Source organism: Lichenibacterium dinghuense, assembly GCF_021730615.1.
GTDB classification, from domain to species: domain Bacteria; phylum Pseudomonadota; class Alphaproteobacteria; order Rhizobiales; family Beijerinckiaceae; genus Lichenihabitans; species Lichenihabitans dinghuensis.
Genome location: NZ_JAJLMN010000004.1, coordinates 87499 through 104614 on the forward strand (window position 1 = coordinate 87499; position 17116 = coordinate 104614).

General features: G+C 66.8%; 15 protein-coding genes, 2 pseudogenes and 1 other annotated feature. Of the genes and pseudogenes, 12 read left to right on the forward strand and 5 right to left on the reverse strand.

The features are described 5' to 3' along the window. The first annotated feature begins 49 nt into the window (after positions 1-49). The 3 genes and pseudogenes from L7N97_RS28930 (at position 50) to L7N97_RS28940 (ending at position 4274) form a co-directional block, all read left to right on the forward strand. A pseudogene (locus L7N97_RS28930) lies at positions 50-1272 on the forward strand (IS3 family transposase). Then, positions 330-447, forward strand: a sequence feature (AL1L pseudoknot). (Overlaps the previous pseudogene by 118 nt.) Positions 1273-1540: 268 nt before the next feature. Then, positions 1541-1765 (forward strand): hypothetical protein, encoded by a 225-nt coding sequence (locus tag L7N97_RS28935; RefSeq protein WP_237482801.1) that lies wholly within the window; start codon positions 1541-1543, stop codon positions 1763-1765. Between the two features lie 385 nt (positions 1766-2150). After that, positions 2151-4274, forward strand: a complete 2124-nt coding sequence (locus L7N97_RS28940) for a PAS domain-containing protein (RefSeq protein WP_237482803.1) — start codon at positions 2151-2153, stop codon at positions 4272-4274. Positions 4275-4346: 72 nt separating this feature from the next. On the opposite strand, the gene L7N97_RS28945 is transcribed toward L7N97_RS28940, so the two are convergent. The 3 genes from L7N97_RS28945 to groL all read right to left on the reverse strand — a co-directional run bounded on the left by L7N97_RS28945 (position 4347) and on the right by groL (position 7367). Continuing rightward, on the reverse strand, positions 4347-5162 hold the full coding sequence (locus tag L7N97_RS28945) for a transglutaminase-like domain-containing protein (RefSeq protein ID WP_237482805.1): 816 nt from the start codon (positions 5160-5162) through the stop codon (positions 4347-4349). A gap of 148 nt (positions 5163-5310) precedes the next feature. Beyond that, positions 5311-5607 carry a hypothetical protein gene (locus L7N97_RS28950; protein WP_237482807.1) on the reverse strand — a complete coding sequence of 99 codons (297 nt, stop codon included), beginning with the start codon at positions 5605-5607 and terminating at the stop codon, positions 5311-5313. 128 nt (positions 5608-5735) lie between these two features. After that, a complete protein-coding gene (gene groL / locus L7N97_RS28955; RefSeq protein WP_237482809.1) occupies positions 5736-7367 on the reverse strand; it encodes a chaperonin GroEL in 1632 nt (543 codons plus the stop codon). A 616-nt stretch (positions 7368-7983) separates the two neighbouring features. Here groL and L7N97_RS28960 point away from each other — a divergent pair. From L7N97_RS28960 to L7N97_RS28990, 7 genes and pseudogenes are all read left to right on the forward strand, one after another. After that, the gene (locus L7N97_RS28960) at positions 7984-8211 is read left to right on the forward strand and encodes a hypothetical protein (RefSeq protein WP_237482811.1); all 228 of its coding nucleotides are present in this window, start codon (positions 7984-7986) and stop codon (positions 8209-8211) included. 134 nt (positions 8212-8345) lie between these two features. Continuing rightward, complete coding sequence (locus tag L7N97_RS28965; RefSeq protein WP_237482813.1) at positions 8346-9401, forward strand: fatty acid desaturase; 1056 nt, start codon at positions 8346-8348, stop codon at positions 9399-9401. 349 nt (positions 9402-9750) lie between these two features. Further along, positions 9751-10118: pseudogene (locus L7N97_RS28970) on the forward strand (CopG family transcriptional regulator). 101 nt (positions 10119-10219) lie between these two features. Continuing rightward, the gene (locus L7N97_RS28975) at positions 10220-11404 is read left to right on the forward strand and encodes an extracellular catalytic domain type 1 short-chain-length polyhydroxyalkanoate depolymerase (RefSeq protein WP_237482815.1); all 1185 of its coding nucleotides are present in this window, start codon (positions 10220-10222) and stop codon (positions 11402-11404) included. Between the two features lie 217 nt (positions 11405-11621). Further along, on the forward strand, positions 11622-13244 hold the full coding sequence (locus tag L7N97_RS28980; protein WP_237482817.1) for a Na+/H+ antiporter: 1623 nt from the start codon (positions 11622-11624) through the stop codon (positions 13242-13244). Between the two features lie 284 nt (positions 13245-13528). Beyond that, positions 13529-13999, forward strand: a complete 471-nt coding sequence (locus L7N97_RS28985; protein WP_237482818.1) for a hypothetical protein — start codon at positions 13529-13531, stop codon at positions 13997-13999. A gap of 101 nt (positions 14000-14100) precedes the next feature. Beyond that, positions 14101-14319, forward strand: coding sequence for a hypothetical protein (locus tag L7N97_RS28990; protein WP_237482820.1), 219 nt, complete (start codon positions 14101-14103; stop codon positions 14317-14319). Here the strand turns inward: L7N97_RS28990 and L7N97_RS28995 are convergent. After that, positions 14295-14861, reverse strand: coding sequence for a hypothetical protein (locus L7N97_RS28995; protein ID WP_237482823.1), 567 nt, complete (start codon positions 14859-14861; stop codon positions 14295-14297). The two genes, L7N97_RS28990 and L7N97_RS28995, sit on opposite strands and share 25 nt — an antisense overlap. 423 nt (positions 14862-15284) lie before the next feature. Here L7N97_RS28995 and L7N97_RS29000 point away from each other — a divergent pair, with 423 nt between their 5' ends. Both L7N97_RS29000 and L7N97_RS29005 read left to right on the forward strand, forming a co-directional pair. Then, positions 15285-15509 carry a hypothetical protein gene (locus L7N97_RS29000; RefSeq protein WP_237482825.1) on the forward strand — a complete coding sequence of 75 codons (225 nt, stop codon included), beginning with the start codon at positions 15285-15287 and terminating at the stop codon, positions 15507-15509. A gap of 6 nt (positions 15510-15515) precedes the next feature. Continuing rightward, positions 15516-15857 (forward strand): type II toxin-antitoxin system PemK/MazF family toxin, encoded by a 342-nt coding sequence (locus tag L7N97_RS29005; protein ID WP_237482827.1) that lies wholly within the window; start codon positions 15516-15518, stop codon positions 15855-15857. A 20-nt stretch (positions 15858-15877) separates the two neighbouring features. On the opposite strand, the gene L7N97_RS29010 is transcribed toward L7N97_RS29005, so the two are convergent. Beyond that, on the reverse strand, positions 15878-16942 hold the full coding sequence (locus tag L7N97_RS29010; protein ID WP_237482112.1) for an IS630 family transposase: 1065 nt from the start codon (positions 16940-16942) through the stop codon (positions 15878-15880). Positions 16943-17116: the final 174 nt, after the last annotated feature.

The following is a 17116-nucleotide window of genomic DNA, read 5'->3' on the forward strand; positions in this document are numbered from 1 at the left end:
GAACCGCGCCGGGTTTCCCGGAGGCTCCTGATCTTGCGAGAGTGGAGCCATGACGAAGCGCACACCCCCATTTTCCCCCGAGTTCCGCGAACGTGCGGTCCGGATGGTGCAGGAGCACCAGGGCGAGCATAGCTCGCGGCACGCGGCCATCCGGTCGATCGCGTCCAAGATCGGCTGTTCGGGGGAACCCTACGCAACTGGATCAAGGAGGCAGAGAACATGAAAAGTGCGAGGCCTGGTCCTGCATCGGACGAGCGCGAGCGCATCAAGGCGCTGGAGCGCGAAGTCCGCGAACTGCGGCAGGCCAACGAGATCCTACGGAAGGCGAGCGCATATTTTTGCCATGGCGGAGCTCGACCGCCGATCGCGGACATGAAGACGTTCATCGATGAGCATCGGGACGCTCACGGGGTCGAGCCGATCTGCAAGGTGTTGCCGATCGCCCCGTCCACATATTACGCCCACGCAGCTCGGCGAGCCGATCCCGACAAGCACTCGACGCGTGCCAAAAGCGATGCGGCGCTGATGATCGAGATTCGTCGCGTGTTCGATGAGAACTTCGGCGTCTACGATGTACGGAAGATCTGGCGGCAACTCGGCCGCGAAGGGATCGACGTCGCCCGTTGCACGGTGGCGCGCCTAATGCGAGTTCTGGGACTGCAAGGCGTCGTGCGGGGACGAAAGGTCCGCACCACAGTGCCTGATCCCTCGGCGGCCTGCCCGCTCGACCGGGTAAACCGGCAGTTCAAGGCACCTCGTCCCAACGCGCTGTGGGTGTCGGACTTCACCTATGTCGCGACCTGGTCCGGGTTCGTCTACGTTGCGTTTGTCACCGACGTCTTCGCCCGTCGTATTATCGGCTGGCGAGTTTCCCGCTCAGCCCAGACCAGCTTCGTGCTGGACGCCCTGGAGCAAGCTCTATACCAGCGTCGACCCGTTGGCGCTCTCGTTCACCACTCTGATTGTGGAGTACAGTAAGTCAGCATAAAGTACACAGAACGACTTGCAGAGGCCGGCATCGAACCGTCAGTCGGCAGCATAGGAGACAGTTACGACAATGCCCTCGCCGAAACCATCAACGGCCTGTTCAAAGCCGAGGTGATCCACCGGCGGGGTCCATGGCGGTCGTTCGAGGCCGTCGAGTATGCCACGCTTGAGTGGGTCGACTGGTACAACCACCGCCGGCTGCTCGAGCCGATCGGCAACGTCCCGCCGGCCGAAGCCGAAGCAGCGTTCTACGCCGCGCTTGAGGCCATCCCGATGGCGGCGTAATTTCCAAGCCAATCAGCCTCCGAGAAACCCGGCGCGGCTCAAAACACGAGCGCGGGCAGGAGCGGGATCTGTCATCCCAGTGATATGTGTACGTGGGCCAACGAGATTTATGCCCCGGCGAGGATAGTGCGCAAACGACGCGAGATGCATACACGTGTTCGTTGCACGTGAGATCGCTCCGCATCGAGCCGCCCGAACTCATGGACCTTTCTTCGCGCCCGACGTTGACGAGTGTTCGGCATCTCAGCCGATGAGGCGGAGAGAAGCCATGGACGGTATGAGATTTGAACTCGGCGAGTATGACCAGGTTGCAGTCACGCAGAATGCCACTGGCCTGAGGTGGACCTTCGATGTTCTGAGGGATGGATCGAACCGTCGTCACCTCGACTGGCCCATGGGGCCAACGCGCGAGACCCTCGCCGGCGCTTCTATGCGATCGATCTGCTTGTTTGCTCAGGAGGAGGCTCTGCATGCGGGGCGCATCGATTACTGAGCTGTCACGATCGTCTCATCGTTCATGGCCTCTCGAACGAGGTGTCCGCAAAATACGAAGCGTGGCAGGCATGGGCGGCTTTCTTGGCATCAAGAGATCGAGGATAGAGTGTCCACGTTCGGGACAGTTTGAAGTGTCTTGACTGGGGATGCTCTTCGCTTCCGTTGTAGTGATGCCTTAGCTTTCGTTTAGAACAGGACGAAGCTGGCCCTTTTGCTTTCCCTGGCTCGTCTGCCCTCTTTGTTTGGTTAGGCTGGCGGGTGAGGTCGGAAGGATGCCTTAGCCTCTCTTTCGTGCTCGATGGCAATCGCGCCTGACCCCGAAAGTCTCACTAGAGATGGAAGCCGATATGCCCGAGGCGGGTCTTGAACAGCTGAACCGGCGGTTGGCCGAGTTAGAGGCCGAGAACGCAGCCCTGCACCGTAGGGCCGATCCGGCCAGCCTCAGCGGCGAGACGGCCCGCATCGACGGTGAGATCGGGAGCGATGGTGACGTCACGGATCCTTTCGCGGCGGCGGTCCGCACCACCCGGATGCCGATGGTCATCACGGATCCGCGGCGGGCCGACAACCCGATCGTATTCGCCAACGATGCGTTCTGCCGTCTGACCGGCTATCCGCGCGAGGAGATTGTCGACCGCAATTGCCGCTTCCTGCAAGGGCCCGACACCGATCCCGACACGGTGCGGGAGATCCGTGATGCGGTACGGGCGGAACTCCCGGTCAAAGCCGACATCCTGAACTACCGCAAGGACGGTGAGCCGTTCTGGAGCCGGCTGCTGATGGCGCCGGTGCGGGATGGGGCCGGCACGTTGTCCCACTTCTTTGCGAGCCAGGTCGATGTGACGGCCGAACGTCGGCAGGTCGAGGGGCTGGAAACCGACAAGACCGCCCTCCTCGCCGAGGTGACGCGCGCCCTCCAGGGCCAGCAGAAAATCGAGAGCCAATTGCGCCAGTTGAACGATACGCTCGAACAGCAGGTCGCGGCCCGCACGCGCGACCTCGACCGCGTGTGGCGCAACGCGAGAGACCTCCTGGTCGTGGCCGACATGTCGGGCACGGTACTGGCCGTCAACCCGGCCACAGCATCGATCCTCGGGCGCTCGGAGCGGGACATGGTCGGTGCGAGCGTCGTCACGTTCCTCCATCCGGATGACCGTCCTCGCCTCGTCGACGGCGTGCTCGACCTCGACCCGAACGGCACGCCGCGCCACGCGACGAACCGTTGCCTACGCGCGGATGGGAGCGAAGTTTGGATCTCGTGGGTCAGCGTCGCGGAAGCCGGGCACATCTACGGGTACGGGCGCGACGTCACGGCGGAGCGCGAGCAGGCGGAGGCCCTGCGAGCCGCCGAGGACGCGCTGCGCCAAGCGCAGAAGATGGAGGCGGTCGGACAACTGACCGGCGGCCTGGCGCACGACTTCAACAACCTGCTGACCGGCATCTCCGGCAGCCTCGACCTGCTCGGCAAGCGCCTCCGCCAGGGCCGCACCGACAACCTCGACCGCTACATCGATGCCGCGCAGCAGGCGTCCCGGCGGGCCGCGGCGCTGACGCATCGCCTGCTCGCCTTCTCGCGGCGCCAGACGCTCGACCCCAAGCTGATCGGCGTGGATCGGTTGATCGATGGCATGGCGGACCTGATCCGCCGCACCGTCGGTCCGGCCATCTCGGTCAGCGTGATCACGGGGCCGGAGACCTGGAACGCGCTCGTCGACCCGAACCAGCTCGAGAACGCGCTGCTCAACCTGTGCATCAACGCGCGCGACGCCATGCCGGACGGCGGCCGGCTCACGGTGGAGACGGCCAACCGCGTGCTCGACGCGCGCGGCGGCGCCGTCCGGGACCTCGAGCCCGGCGCCTACGTGACGCTGAGCGTCTCGGACACCGGGACGGGCATGAGCCCGGACGTGGTGGCCCGCGCCTTCGATCCCTTCTTCACCACCAAGCCCCTCGGCCTCGGCACCGGGCTCGGCCTCAGCATGATCTACGGCTTCGCCAAACAGTCGGGCGGGCAGGTCCGCATCCATTCGCACGCGGGCAGCGGCACCACCGTGACGCTGTTCCTCCCCCGGCACGGCGGTCACCTGCAGCACGACGCGGGCGCCGAGGTCGCGACCGATCAGCAGCGGGCGGAGCCCGGCGAGACCGTGCTGATCATTGACGACGAGCCAACGATCCGCATGCTCGTATCGGACGTGCTGGCCGAGCTGGGCTACGCCTCGCTCGAAGCCGGCGACGGCGCGTCCGGCCTCGCGATGCTGCGCTCGACGGGCCGCATCGACCTGCTCGTGACGGACGTCGGCCTCCCCGGCGGCATGAACGGACGTCAGGTCGCCGACGCGGCCCGCGCGCTGCGCCCGGGCCTGAAGGTCCTGTTCATCACGGGCTACGCCGAGAGCGCGGCGGTGGGCGGGACGGACCTCGAAGCCGGTATGGGCGTCCTGACCAAGCCGTTCGCCATGGATGAACTGGCGAACAGGATCCGCGCGCTCCTCGGCGTCGCGTAGTCGCAGTCCCTATCCGGCCGCCCCGGACGGCGGGCGTGCCGGCGGTTCCGGACCGGACGTGGATCCGCGCTCTCACGGCGCCGTGGGATCGACCTCGTAGGCCCAAACGCGGAACGCCTGCAAGCTATGCGGCCCGAAGCTCGTGATCATGGCGACGTCGGCGGCGTCGCGGCCGCGCGCGACGACGATGCGGCCGATCCTGGGGACGTTGTTGCGGGGGTCGAAGGTCCGCCAGGCGCCATCGAGAAACACTTCGATCCAGGCGCTGAAGTCCATGGGATCCACCACCGGCACGCCGATGTCGCCGAGGTGGCCGTTCACGTAGCGGGCCGGGATGTTCATGCACCGGCAGAACGCGACCGCGAGGTGGGCGAAGTCGCGGCACACACCCACACCCTCCTCGTAGGCCTCAAAGGCCGAGCGCGTCGAGCGCGCCCGCTGATAGTCGAACCGGATGTGGCGGTGCACGAAGTCGCAGATCGCTTGGACCCGGGCCCAGCCGGGCGCCGTGCCGCCGAACAGGTCCCACGCCGTCTGGCTCAGGCGGTCGGTCTCGCAGTAGCGGCTGCCCATCAGGAACAGCATGGCCTCGTCGGGGAGGGCCGCGACGGGCATCTCCGCGGTGTCGGGCAGGACGGGGTCGAGTGCCCCGCTGTCCCTGATCGTCGCGTTCCCACGCAGGGTGATGTCGCCGGCTGGCGCCACGAGGCGACGACACAGGTTGCCGTAGACGTCGTGGTAGGTGTGCGCCTCGATGTAGGGCACTGTCTCCGCGGTCTCCGGCGCAAGGAGGTCCTGCAGGCGATCAGCCTGGACCGACATCATGCAGACCAGGGCGGTCGGCCTCGGGCAGGAGATCGTGATCTCGTAGCCGTAACGGATCAGCATGGGAGAACTTCCGGAAAGAACCCGGGACCATCCCAGAGTCCGAGCCGCGCGCCGAACGGTCCCGCGGCGAGCGGCCCTCGTGTCCCATACTGGATGGAAATCCTCCGGATGTCGCGCCGATCCTCCGCCGGACGAGGACATACTTGAATCACGGCAGGCCGAGGATGTCCTTCAACGCGCGCCCCAGCCCCTTGTTCTCCTCTCGGGCGGCCCGTGCCTCTCCGGGCTTCGACGCGTGGTGCTGCGCCGCATAGGCTTCCGCCTCGGCCTTCGCGCCTCTGACAGCGACCTCGACGCTCGCCGGCGGCACGCCGCCGGCCCATTCCGTGGTGATTTCGCCCGACGTCGATGCCGCGTTCAGCTCCGACATCGCGAAGTCGATCCGGTGCCCCGCATCGGTCGTGACGATGACGGTCTTGCCGTCGCTCTCGATCCTCGATGTCATCTGTTCCCTATCTGCCGCGCCCGCCGGATCGACGGTGCTGCCGCCCGGGCCTGCACATGCGGCTGGGTGCTGAAGTTGTGAAAGCCCGGCGATCGACAGGCCTGCGATCGTCGGCGTAATCTGTCCGCTCAGTAATCCATGCCGCCCATGCCGCCGCCGCCCATGGCGGGCGCATCCTTCTGCGGACGGTCCGCCACCATGGCCTCGGTGGTGATCAGCAGGCCGGCGACCGAGGCCGCGTCCTGCAGGGCCGTGCGGACGACCTTCGCCGGGTCGACGATGCCGGCCGCGATCATGTCGACGTATTCTTCCGTCTGGGCGTTGAAGCCGTAGGTCTCGGAGGAGTTCTCGCCGATCTTGAAGATCACCGTCGAGCCCTCGACGCCCGCGTTCTCGACGATCTGACGGATCGGGGCTTCCAGCGCCTTGGCGACGAGGTTAATGCCGGACTGCACGTCGGCGATGTCGCTCTTCAGGCCCTGCACGGCCTTCTTGGCGCGGAGGAGCGCCGTGCCGCCGCCGGGGACGATGCCTTCCTCGACCGCCGCGCGGGTGGCGTTGAGGGCGTCGTCGACGCGGTCCTTCTTCTCCTTCACCTCGACCTCGGTCGAGCCGCCGACGCGGATCACCGCGACGCCGCCCGCGAGCTTGGCCAGGCGCTCCTGGAGCTTTTCACGGTCGTAGTCCGAGGTGGTCTCCTCGATCTGCGCCTTGATCTGCGCGATGCGGGCGTTGATGTCGGACTTCGAGCCCGAGCCGTCGATGATCGTGGTGTTCTCCTTGTCGATGCGGATGCGCTTGGCGCGGCCGAGCATCGGCAGGCCGACGGACTCGAGCTTGATGCCGAGCTCCTCGGAGATCATCTGGCCCTGCGTGAGGATCGCGATGTCCTCCAGCATGGCCTTGCGGCGGTCGCCGAAGCCCGGCGCCTTGACGGCCGCGACCTTGAGGCCGCCGCGCAGCTTGTTGACCACCAGGGTGGCCAGCGCCTCGCCCTCGACGTCCTCGGCCACGATCACCAGCGGCTTGCCGGTCTGCACCACGGCCTCGAGCACCGGCAGCATCGCCTGCAGCGACGACAGCTTCTTCTCGTGGATCAGGATGTAGGGGTCGTCGAGCTCGGCGACCATCTTCTCGGCGTTGGTGATGAAGTAGGGGGACAGGTAGCCGCGGTCGAACTGCATGCCCTCGACGACGTCGAGCTCGGTCTCGGAGGTCTTGGCCTCCTCCACCGTGATCACGCCCTCGTTGCCGACCTTCTGCATCGCCTGGGCGATCATGTCGCCGATCGACTTGTCGCCGTTGGACGCGATGGTGCCGACCTGGGCGACCTCGTCCGAGGACGCGATGGTCTTGGCGCGAGACCTGATGTCGGCCACGGCGGCCGCGACGCCGAGGTCGACGCCGCGCTTCAGGTCCATCGGGTTGGCGCCCGCCGTGACGAGCTTGACCCCGCCTCGCATGATGGCGGCAGCCAGCACGGTGGCGGTGGTGGTGCCGTCGCCGGCCTTATCGTTGGTCTTCGAGGCCACCTCGCGCACCATCTGGGCGCCCATGTTCTCGAACTTGTCCGCGAGCTCGATCTCCTTGGCGACGGTGACGCCGTCCTTGGTGATGCGGGGTGCGCCGAAGCTCTTGTCGATCACGACGTTGCGGCCCTTGGGACCCAGCGTCGCCTTCACGGCGTCGGCGAGGATACCGATGCCGCGCAGCATGCGGTCGCGGGCATCGGAGGAGAAGCGCACATCTTTGGCGGCCATGGGATGGTTCTTTCACGCGGCGCCGCGGCGGCGCCGGCCGGCATCCCCGATCGGGATCAGCCTGCTCACCATGTGAGGAAGAGATCGAGGAATAGCGAGTTCGAAATTCGTCGATGATCGAAAAAAATCTTGATTTGAAGTCGTTTGATTTGGACCAAATGCCTCTTTGAATGCATTCACGCGAGAAACTTATTTTGATATGCCTTCGTTTTCGATAGAAGCACCGGCGAGCTCTTGTTCAGGGGGCGCTTCGCGCCATGTTCCGATGTGGGCGGTGCGTGCAAGACGAGCACCACCCCGGGCCAAGGCCCGCAGAGCGCGGCAAGGCCGCGCAGACGGGCACCTCCATGGGTCGGGAAAGACGCTTCGGGAAGCGCATTAACGAGCCTTCCTCCGTTCAGATCGTCCATGAGCTGAAGCTCATGGCCCTGCGCCAGTCCCTCGACGCCGCGGTGACGCGCGAAGCGGGCGAGATCCTTCCGGTCAGGGGGGAGGTCGGTGATGTTTCGCCCCCTGGGGCCGCCAGCGCTGCGGCGCCCCGTCCCGACGCGTCGTGAGGGCTTCCATGGCGACCCACCTTTTCGCGGTCGGAGAGCGGGTCTCGCTGAGCGCGGCCATGAGCAGCACCCGCGACTGCTCGACCGTGTTCACCGTGAAGAACCGCCTCCCCCACCTCGGCACGCGGTTGCAATACCGCATCAGGGCCGAAGCCGAACCACACGACCGCGTCGTGACGGAGGAACAGTTGAGCCACGTGGGCGACGATGCGAGCGTGGGCGAAGCGGAGCCGACCTCAGGTGTGCTGCCCTCCGATGGCCCGTTCGGGTCGACGGACGCCGGGTAGCCGTTCCGCGAAATTCCCTTCGCACAGTGACGCGGCGTCTATGACCCGGTGAGGCCCCGACCCGACGGGGCCGACGTGACCTTCGTGCTTCTCGTACGACGCGCGCCAGCACGAACGAGAAGTGAGAGACCGAAATGTCGACCCAGGGGCACGAAGCGCTGATCGCTGAACCGCCGCGGACTCCGGCCAAGGCTTGGATCCGCGTCCTCGCGCGATACAGGGATCCCAGCCCGCGCCGCAGCGCGGTCGAGATCGCCATCACCGTCCTGCCCTTCCTCAGCCTCTGGGCCTCGATGTGGGCCTGTCTTCAAGTGAGCTACTGGCTCGTGCTGGGCTTGGCCCCCTTCGCGGCCGCCTTCCTGGTCCGCCTGTTCCTCATTGAGCACGACTGCAGCCACGACGCCTGCTTCCGGCGCCGCGCCACCAACGACTGGGTCGGGCGAGCGATCGGCGTGTTCACCTTGACACCCTACGACTATTGGCGTCGGACCCACGCCGCCCATCATGCCACGGTCGGCAACCTCGATCAGCGCGGCATCGGCGACGTCACGACGCTCACGGTGGCCGAATACGAGGCGGCGTCGCGACCTCGAAGGCTGCTCTACCGCCTTTACCGGCATCCGCTCGTGATGTTCGGCCTGGGCCCCACTTGGCTCTTCCTGGTCCAGTACCGGTTTCCGGTCGGCTTGATGAAGGCCGGCTGGCGCCCGTGGGCCAGCACGATGGGCACCAGCGCCGCCGCGGGCCTGGTCGGCGCGGCCCTGGCCTGGTGGGTCGGCCTCGTCCCGCTGCTGATGATCCACGTGCCGGTCCTGCTGCTCGCGTCGACGCTCGGTGTGTGGATGTTCTACGTCCAGCACCAATTCGAGAGGACGAACTGGTCGGCGACGCCCGACTGGGCGCACGCCGAGGCCGCCCTGCACGGCAGTTCGCATTACGACCTGCCCATCGCCCTGCGCTGGCTCACGGCGAACGTCGGCCTGCATCACATCCACCACCTCGGCAGCAGGATCCCGTTCTACAGGCTGCCCGAGGTGTTGCGCGACCACCCCGAGTTGCGCGACATGGGGCGGATCACCCTCGTCCAGAGCCTGCGTTGCGTACCGCTGGTCCTGTGGGACGAGGGCAGCCGCCGCCTCGTTTCCTTCAGGACAGCGCGAAACGATGCGGACATACGTCCGGCTACCTGAGCGGCATGGCGATCCGCCACGATGTCGATCACGCCTGATCCCCCTCGACGCGACCATGCTTTGACGGCGGCCGCGCGGCCGGGCCGGCCGAGCGGCACCCCCCGGACCGCTCCGAGCGCGACGGCGACGCGCGTACCTTCTCAGCCGAAGCGCTTCCTGATCGACGAGGAGGTGCCGCCCGGGCGAAAGCCGCCGAGTCATTGGACGACGCGCCCGATACGGACGACAGGGCGCCCCCTTGATTCCGCGCCCATCGTCCCAAGCTCACCATCCATACAGATGGTGAGGGGATGGAAAGACGCCGGGAAGAGGGCCTGAACCGAAGTCGAAGGCCGCCGACAGCGAGAAGATCACCATCAATCTCGGCTTCGTCGATCTCGGCCACATCGACCTGATGGTGCAGGACGGCTTCTATTCGAACCGGACCGACTTCATCCGCACCGCCATCCGCAACCAGCTCGAACGGCACGTCGACGCCGTCGAGCAGTCGGTGGCTCGGCAAAGCCTGAGCCTCGGCCTGTCCCACTACAGCCGCCAGAACCTCGAAGCCGTGAAGGCGGCGGGGAACGGCTCGACATCCAGGTGCTCGGCCTCGCCACTATCGCGGCGGACGTCACGCCCGAGCTGGCGCGGCAGACCATCGCCTCCGTCCAGGTGCTGGGCGCGCTGCACGCGAGTGCGGCCGTCAAGGACGCCTTGAAGGATCGTACGAGCTGACCGCGCCCCCGTGGCGGATCGGCAGGACGCCGACACACCGCCTTCATCTCGGCCCCGCGTTGCGCGGGGATCGACCGACCCATGCCCGAAGGACCGCCGCCATGATCGCCAAGCCCAACCTCGACCTGACCCGTTTCGCCAGCAGGATGGCCGGCCTCGCCAAGGCGGGGGCGGCGCTGCGCGACGCCCTGCCGAAGATGACAGCCCCACTCGAAACCGGCCTGAAGCGCCCGGCCTGGTTCCCCGACCTATCGAACCTGCCGGGTGCCGGAACAGCCTCCGCCCTCGACGGGGCATCGCCGCCGGTGCGCGAAATGCTCGACCGCCTGTCCACTCTGAAGCCGGGGGCGGGCCTGTGCGGGATGACCTCGCTGGGGACCACCCCCGCGACGGTCGCCGTGCCCGAGGGCGCCCGCTTCGAGGAGTTCGTCCATCACGGGGCCGCCGGCACGCTCGGATACAAGCTCTACGTCCCCGCGGGCTACGCGGGCCAGGACATGCCGCTGGTCGTTATGCTGCATGGCTGCACCCAGTCGCCGGACGACTTCGCGGCCGGGACTCGCATGAACGAGGTCGCCGAGGAGCAGGGGTTGTTGGTGGCCTACCCTCGGCAGACGCAATCGGGCAACGCCCAGAAGTGCTGGAATTGGTTCGACGCCAAGGACCAGTCGCGCGATCGCGGAGAGCCGGCCCTCATCGCCGGGCTGACGCGCGAGATCATGCGCGACTTCGCGGTCGACCCGGCCCGCATCTTCGTGGCCGGCCTTTCGGCGGGCGGCGCCGCGGCGGCGGTCATGGCTCAGGCCTACCCCGATCTCTACGCCGCCGCCGGAGTGCATTCGGGCCTCGCGGCCGGGGCCGCCGTCGACATGATGTCCGCCTTCGCGGCCATGCGCCAGGGCGGCATCCCGAGGGCGTCCGGCGGCGGCCGCGCCCTCGTCCGCACGATCGTGTTCCACGGCGACGGCGACAGGACGGTGCACCCGTCGAACGGAGCCCACGTGCTCGCTCAGGCGGCGGGCGACGCCGTCCTCACCTCAAGCGTCACGGACGGGCGTTCGCCCGGCGGCCTGTCGTACGCCCGGACGGTCCGGTCCGATGCCGAAGAACGACCGATGCTGGAGGACTGGGTGCTGCACGGCGCTGGACACGCGTGGTCGGGCGGCAGCCCGGCGGGATCCTACACCGAGCCGCGGGGCCCCGACGCCAGCCGCGAGATGACGCGCTTCTTCTTGGGGCAAGCTGCGAGGACGAAGTCTGGCCGGTCCCTCGCCGTCGCCCGCTGAGCGGGGCGACCCTGGAGCACGCCGACTGCCCGCTCCGCCGCGGGGTCGGTCGCGCCGCCATCGCGACGGGGCGACGGGATCTCCGCAAAAGGCCCGGGTGTCTCCCCAGCCGCCGGAGCGGCCGAGCGCCGCCTTTCCGCTTCCGTGTCGGTCGATGTTAAATCCCGGGGACGAGCGTTCGCGCCGACGTCGCCGTCGACCCTCAAGAAGGATCTGAATGGAAAGCGCCACCGTTGTCCTGGCCATGCTGCTGGCTGTGCTCGTCAGCGGCGTGCTAGGTCGCCTTCTGCCCGTCCCGCTCCCCCTGATCCAGATCGCCATCGGGGTGGCCCTGCAGCTCGGGCCGTTGCCGAGCAGCACCCTCGAACCCGACCTCTTCTTCCTGATCTTCCTGCCCCCGCTGCTGTTCCTCGACGGCTGGCGCATCCCCAAGCGCGACCTGTTCCGGGATTGGATCACCGTGCTCGCCCTCGCCCTCGGCCTCGTCGTCCTGACGGTCCTCGGCATCGGCCTTCTTATCAGCTGGATGATCCCCGCCATCCCCCTCGCGGTCGCCTTCGCCCTGGCGGCCGTGCTCTCGCCCACGGATCCGATCGCGGTGTCGTCCGTCACGGCGCAGGCCCCCGTACCCCGGCGCCTGATGCACATCCTCGAAGGGGAAGCGCTGTTGAACGATGCCACCGGCCTCGTCTGCCTGCGCTTCGCCATCGCGGCCGCGTTGACGGGCACGTTCTCCCTGCCGCAGGCCGCGATGAGCTTCTCGTGGCTGGCGCTCGCGGGGCTCGGGATCGGCGCTGCGACGACGTTCATCCTGACCGGTCTTCAGGAGCTCCTGCGGCGGCGGACCGGCGAAGACCCCGGCCTCCAGATCCTGTTCAGCCTGTTGACGCCCTTCGGTGCCTACCTCGCGGCCGAACGGGCCCATGCCTCCGGCATCCTCGCCGCGGTCGCCGCCGGGATCGCGATGACCTACGTCGAGATCCAGGGCCGCAGCCTCGGCGCGACGCGCGTGCGGCGCACCGCCGTCTGGAACAGCGTCGCCCTCGCGGCGAACGGCGCGATCTTCGTTCTGCTCGGCGAGCAGCTGGTGAGCGTGTCAGATCACGCCCTGGAGGACGTTTCCGTCCGCAGCGTCGGCTGGATCGTCGTCTGGATCCTGACGATCACCGCCGGGCTGATGGTGGTCCGCTTCGCGTGGGTGTGGGTCTCGCTCCACCTCGCCATCCTCCGCGCGCACCGACGTGGCGACAAGCGCACCATCCCGGCGTGGCGCCTCGTGACCGCCACGACGCTCGCCGGCGTGAAGGGGGCGATCACCCTCGCCGGCATCATGACGCTTCCCGTCGCCATGGCGGACGGGAGCCCTTTTCCCGCGCGCAACCTCGTGATCTCCCTGGCGATGGGGGTCATCCTCACCTCCCTCCTCCTCGCGAGCCTGGTCCTCCCGCCGCTCCTCCGCGGGCTGCGCTTGCCTCCGGCGCCGACGCACGACGCGGAGGAAGATCTCGCCCGGGGCGTGGCCCGCGACGACGCCGTCAAGGTCATCGAGGCGCTCCAGCATCGCCTCGCCGAGGAGCAGGACGACGCCTCGATCGCCGTCGAAGCTGGCGCGCGGGCGATGGACCGCTACGAGGGCCTGAAGGCGGACCTCGGCGAGGATCGGACGGCAGCGGCGCGGGTGGGCCAGATCGCGACGACGGAGCGGCGCCTGCGGATGGCCGGGATCATCGCGGAGCGGGGCGCGCTGTACCGGCTCCGCCGTGCGGGCGCGATCGACGACGTCGTGCTGCGCCGGCTCATCCGCGAGATCGACCTGATCGAGGCACGCCTCACCGCATGAGTCGCGAAGGCGCACACGCCGAGTTCTTGACAGGGAGACGAGAACGGCTCCCACGTCCCATGGCGCTCGATGAGACGTGCTCCATGCCCGTGCCACCTCGGAGGTCCGCGCGAGGTCACGAGCCGGCCGAACACGCATCGTCCCGTCGACGGCAGGTTTTTGCATCGGCGCAGAAGGACGGCGAAAGGTGGAGGACCGACCGGGACCCGGGGGCCATCCTGGGCTATGCAGGGTCGGGCATGGCGGGACGGTGTGTCTCGCCTGCAGGGTCAAGGACGCACCTCATGTCGATTATCGACGCCGGCCCGCAGGCCACCCGCGCGCGCCACCCCCTCGATCACCTGCGCCAAACCTTGCAGGAGGCCAGGAGCGCCGATGATGCCGAGCGCGTCCACGTCGCGCTGATCGACGCCGTGGAGGGCCTGATCACCCATGCCGAGCGTCAGGCCCGGGTGATCGACGACATGCGCAGTGACCTCAGCCACAAGCAGGGCGTCGTGACGAAGATCGGCGGTGGGCCGTTCGTGGAGGTGCCCTCGGCCGAGCCGCTTCGCGAGTTCGCCGTCAGCGCGAACGGCGACCGCTGGTTTCTCGGCCGCGACGAGGCGAGCGGGAACCCCCACGTGGTCCACAAGGCCAACCTCCCGTCCGGCGGCGCCGCGACTCGCATCGAACTCGGCGCCTTCCTCAACCGCGGGCCGTCGGCGCCCGAGATGCTGGGCCTGCTGAAATTGATCGGCGGCCTGGTCGGGTGAGTGTGGCGGGTGGCCGTCGCCGAGGGTTGTCGTCGGCGGAATGCTGGTGGGATCCGTCGCCGACCTCCGGACGACCATGGACCCCGCGTGTGGAGGTTACGATGAAGCAGACCATCATGAGGACGCTCAGGCATGGAGTCGGGCAGGCCAGGGTCACGATCCTCCACGAGACCGGAAACATCGACGTCGTCGTGACCACCGAAGGAGGCGATGATCCACTGAGCGACGGACAGGTTATCGAGGCGCTCCGCAACGCCATCAAGGCCATGGATGAGATCGGCGCTCATATCGAGCATCACGTGGATGACCACGGATACTGAGTACCTCGATGTTCTGCCGGCGTGATCGGCATCGATCGACATCGACGGGCGAAAACGAGGGGACCTTTTACGCGCCATTCCACTTCACTTTCGGAGAGCCTCGACATGGAGAGTGCGGTCATGGAGCCTTCGACATCGCGTGACACCGCCCGCCGCCTCCGACTCCAAATCTCCGACAGCTCCGTGGACGCTACCGCGAAGTGCGCCTCGGGGCTGCGACCCTCGCGGTCCACCATGAGGGCGATGTCATCCATGTGGACCGGCTCACCGGCGTAGACCTGGTCCACCAGGGGCTGGAGATCGTCGCGTATCTCCGCCCAGACCCGCATGAAGCGGGTGCCGAGCGCGTCGGGGTGCTTGCTGCCGAGCAGTTCGACGTAGCTGTCGTTGTAGAGCATCGTCAGGTCCGGCCCCCACGCGACGAATATGGGCTGCTTGGCGGCCAGCATGACCCGGACCAAGGTCTTCAAGGGCGAGGGCCAGATCGGCACCGCGCCCGAGGGCATCGTCGCCCACTCGAAGGCGCGGATGCGATCGCCCATGGCCCCGCTACCGTGCAGCACAGCGTGCTCGTTCCTCGGCATCATCGCTCCCCCGCCCACTGACACGCATCATTCCCTATTAGCCCTGCGCACGATCCGAACGCTATCGGGGGTACCTTCACCTCTTGCGCGATACCGCACGCAGCATCCGAGGAGGCGGTCAAAGGGATGGACATCGCTGGAATCTAGTTGCGGCTGATAGACCGGTTCGATGGTCGTTCGGTCTGAACGTCTCCTTTCCGCCTATCCGGGTTCAGAAGCGGCCGGACTGCTGTCCACCCAAATTTGCCACTCGGGCAGCCGCGAGTCGCACAGTCGACGGCAAGCCTGGTCGGTTCGATCGCGCTCGCCAGTGTGCTACCAGTCGCCGTACCAGCGGCGGGACGTTCATGTTTCGAGATTGAGAAGGGCAGGGGGGAGGCGATGCAGAGAATCATGCTCGATGCGGAGGCCGGTCAGGTGTCAGCCGAACTGGCGCACCGGGGGATCGCGGCGGCGACACGGGTTCATGTGCTGGTGGACATCATGCCGGATGAACCCGAGCCGATCCCGCTCGCTGCCATGAACCAGGGGGGAGGGGCCTTTGACTGGCTCGGCGATGAGCCTGATCTTTATTCTGACGCCGACCTCGCCGCACCGCGGTCGTGAAGGTCAATGTTTTCCTTCGGCTCCATCGTGCTCACGCGCTTTCCATTCACCGACTTGTCGGGGGAGAAGCGCCGTCCTGCCCTCGTGGTGTCGCGCGATAACGATCGCAGGCAGGATCTCGTGCTGTGCTTCATTACGTCGAGGCCATGGACCGGATCCGACATGGCGTCCCTGGATCCGCTTCCCGGGACAGGGCTGAAAGTGCCTTCCACCATTCGCTTCGACAAGATCGCCACGCTCGGTCGCAGCGTCATAGCCGGCAAGCTTGGCGATGCACCTACGGCGTGGCTCGAACGGCATAGCGACATCTTCTACCGCGTGTTCGGCTTCCAGCCTCCGGCAGAGTAGGTCCTTGTTAGGCTATACATCTACGACGCGACGACCCGAGAATCCTTTGGGTCTCGGATGCGGAAGTTATCGGTGATTCGGGATGAGAAGCGACTGAAGTGCTTCGGGACCGTTTCCTTGAGGAATGTCAGGATCGCCTCCGCGAAGTCCTTGAATGTGGCATAGTACCGGTTGTGGGTGACGTTCTGGTGCATCACGCCCCAGAGCCGCTCGATCGGGTTGAGGTGAGGGCAGTAACTCGGGATGAAGTGAAGCACGATGCGCCGTCCCGGTTGCCTCATCCAATCCTGAACAGCACGGGCATGATGATAGCGGGCGTTGTCCAGATAGACATGGATCCGACGCATCGTCGTGTAGGCGTTCTCGATGGAGGTCAGAAGCTCGATCGTGCTTTGCGCATCGACCGAAAGCACTTCCTTCATCCGCGTCGCGCCGGTCTCCAGGTCGATCACACCATGGATGTTCATGCGATCACGGCCCGACGCCGCAGGAACCGCGACGTCGGCGCCACGCGGCATCCACACGCCCGCCGGTCGCGTCTGATGGGTCGGGTGAACGGCATCGCCGTAGACGATCGCTTCGTCGGCCCCAAGGCCGTTGCGGAGCCGCTCATGCTGCTCGATGAACGCTTCCTGCGCCGCAAGGTCGAGATGCGAGGGCACAAGGTCAGGCTTGCGCCAGACAAAATCCAGCGCCGCCATCAGCTTGATCAAACCGGATCGCGTGTACGACATGCCATACGTCGTCCGGATGTGATGACCGATCGCGCGTGTCGACGCCGGAAGCGCCTCCGTGGCCCAGGCTTTCAGGGCCGTGAGCTGCTCCACCGTCAAGGCGCGGTGCCCGCCCGCCAAGTCGAAGCGCGCCAGAGCCGGTACGCCGCCCTCGCGATAAACCTTGAACCAGCTCCGGATCGTGTCGTCGTCCAGGAGGAGAGCCTCCGAAACCTGCTCGCAACTCCAGCCCTTGTCCAACAAAAGGATCGCGTTGGCGCGCCGGGCGACCCGATGCTCCTCAAGCCCATCCCGCGCGATGCCCGTCAGCCGCGCACGATCGTCCTTGCTCAGGAAATGGCGCTTGATCATCGACACAAAACCGAATCGAAAGCGACCCCGCCGTCAACCCCGCATCCTCACGGAATCGGGCTATATCCCATAAACATCGATCGTGGAACGGTGATTCGCATAATATAAATTATGGAACGCAAGGTTCGGCCCTTGCCGCAGAGGACGAGGCCCGCTTCCGGGTGCGGCTGTCCG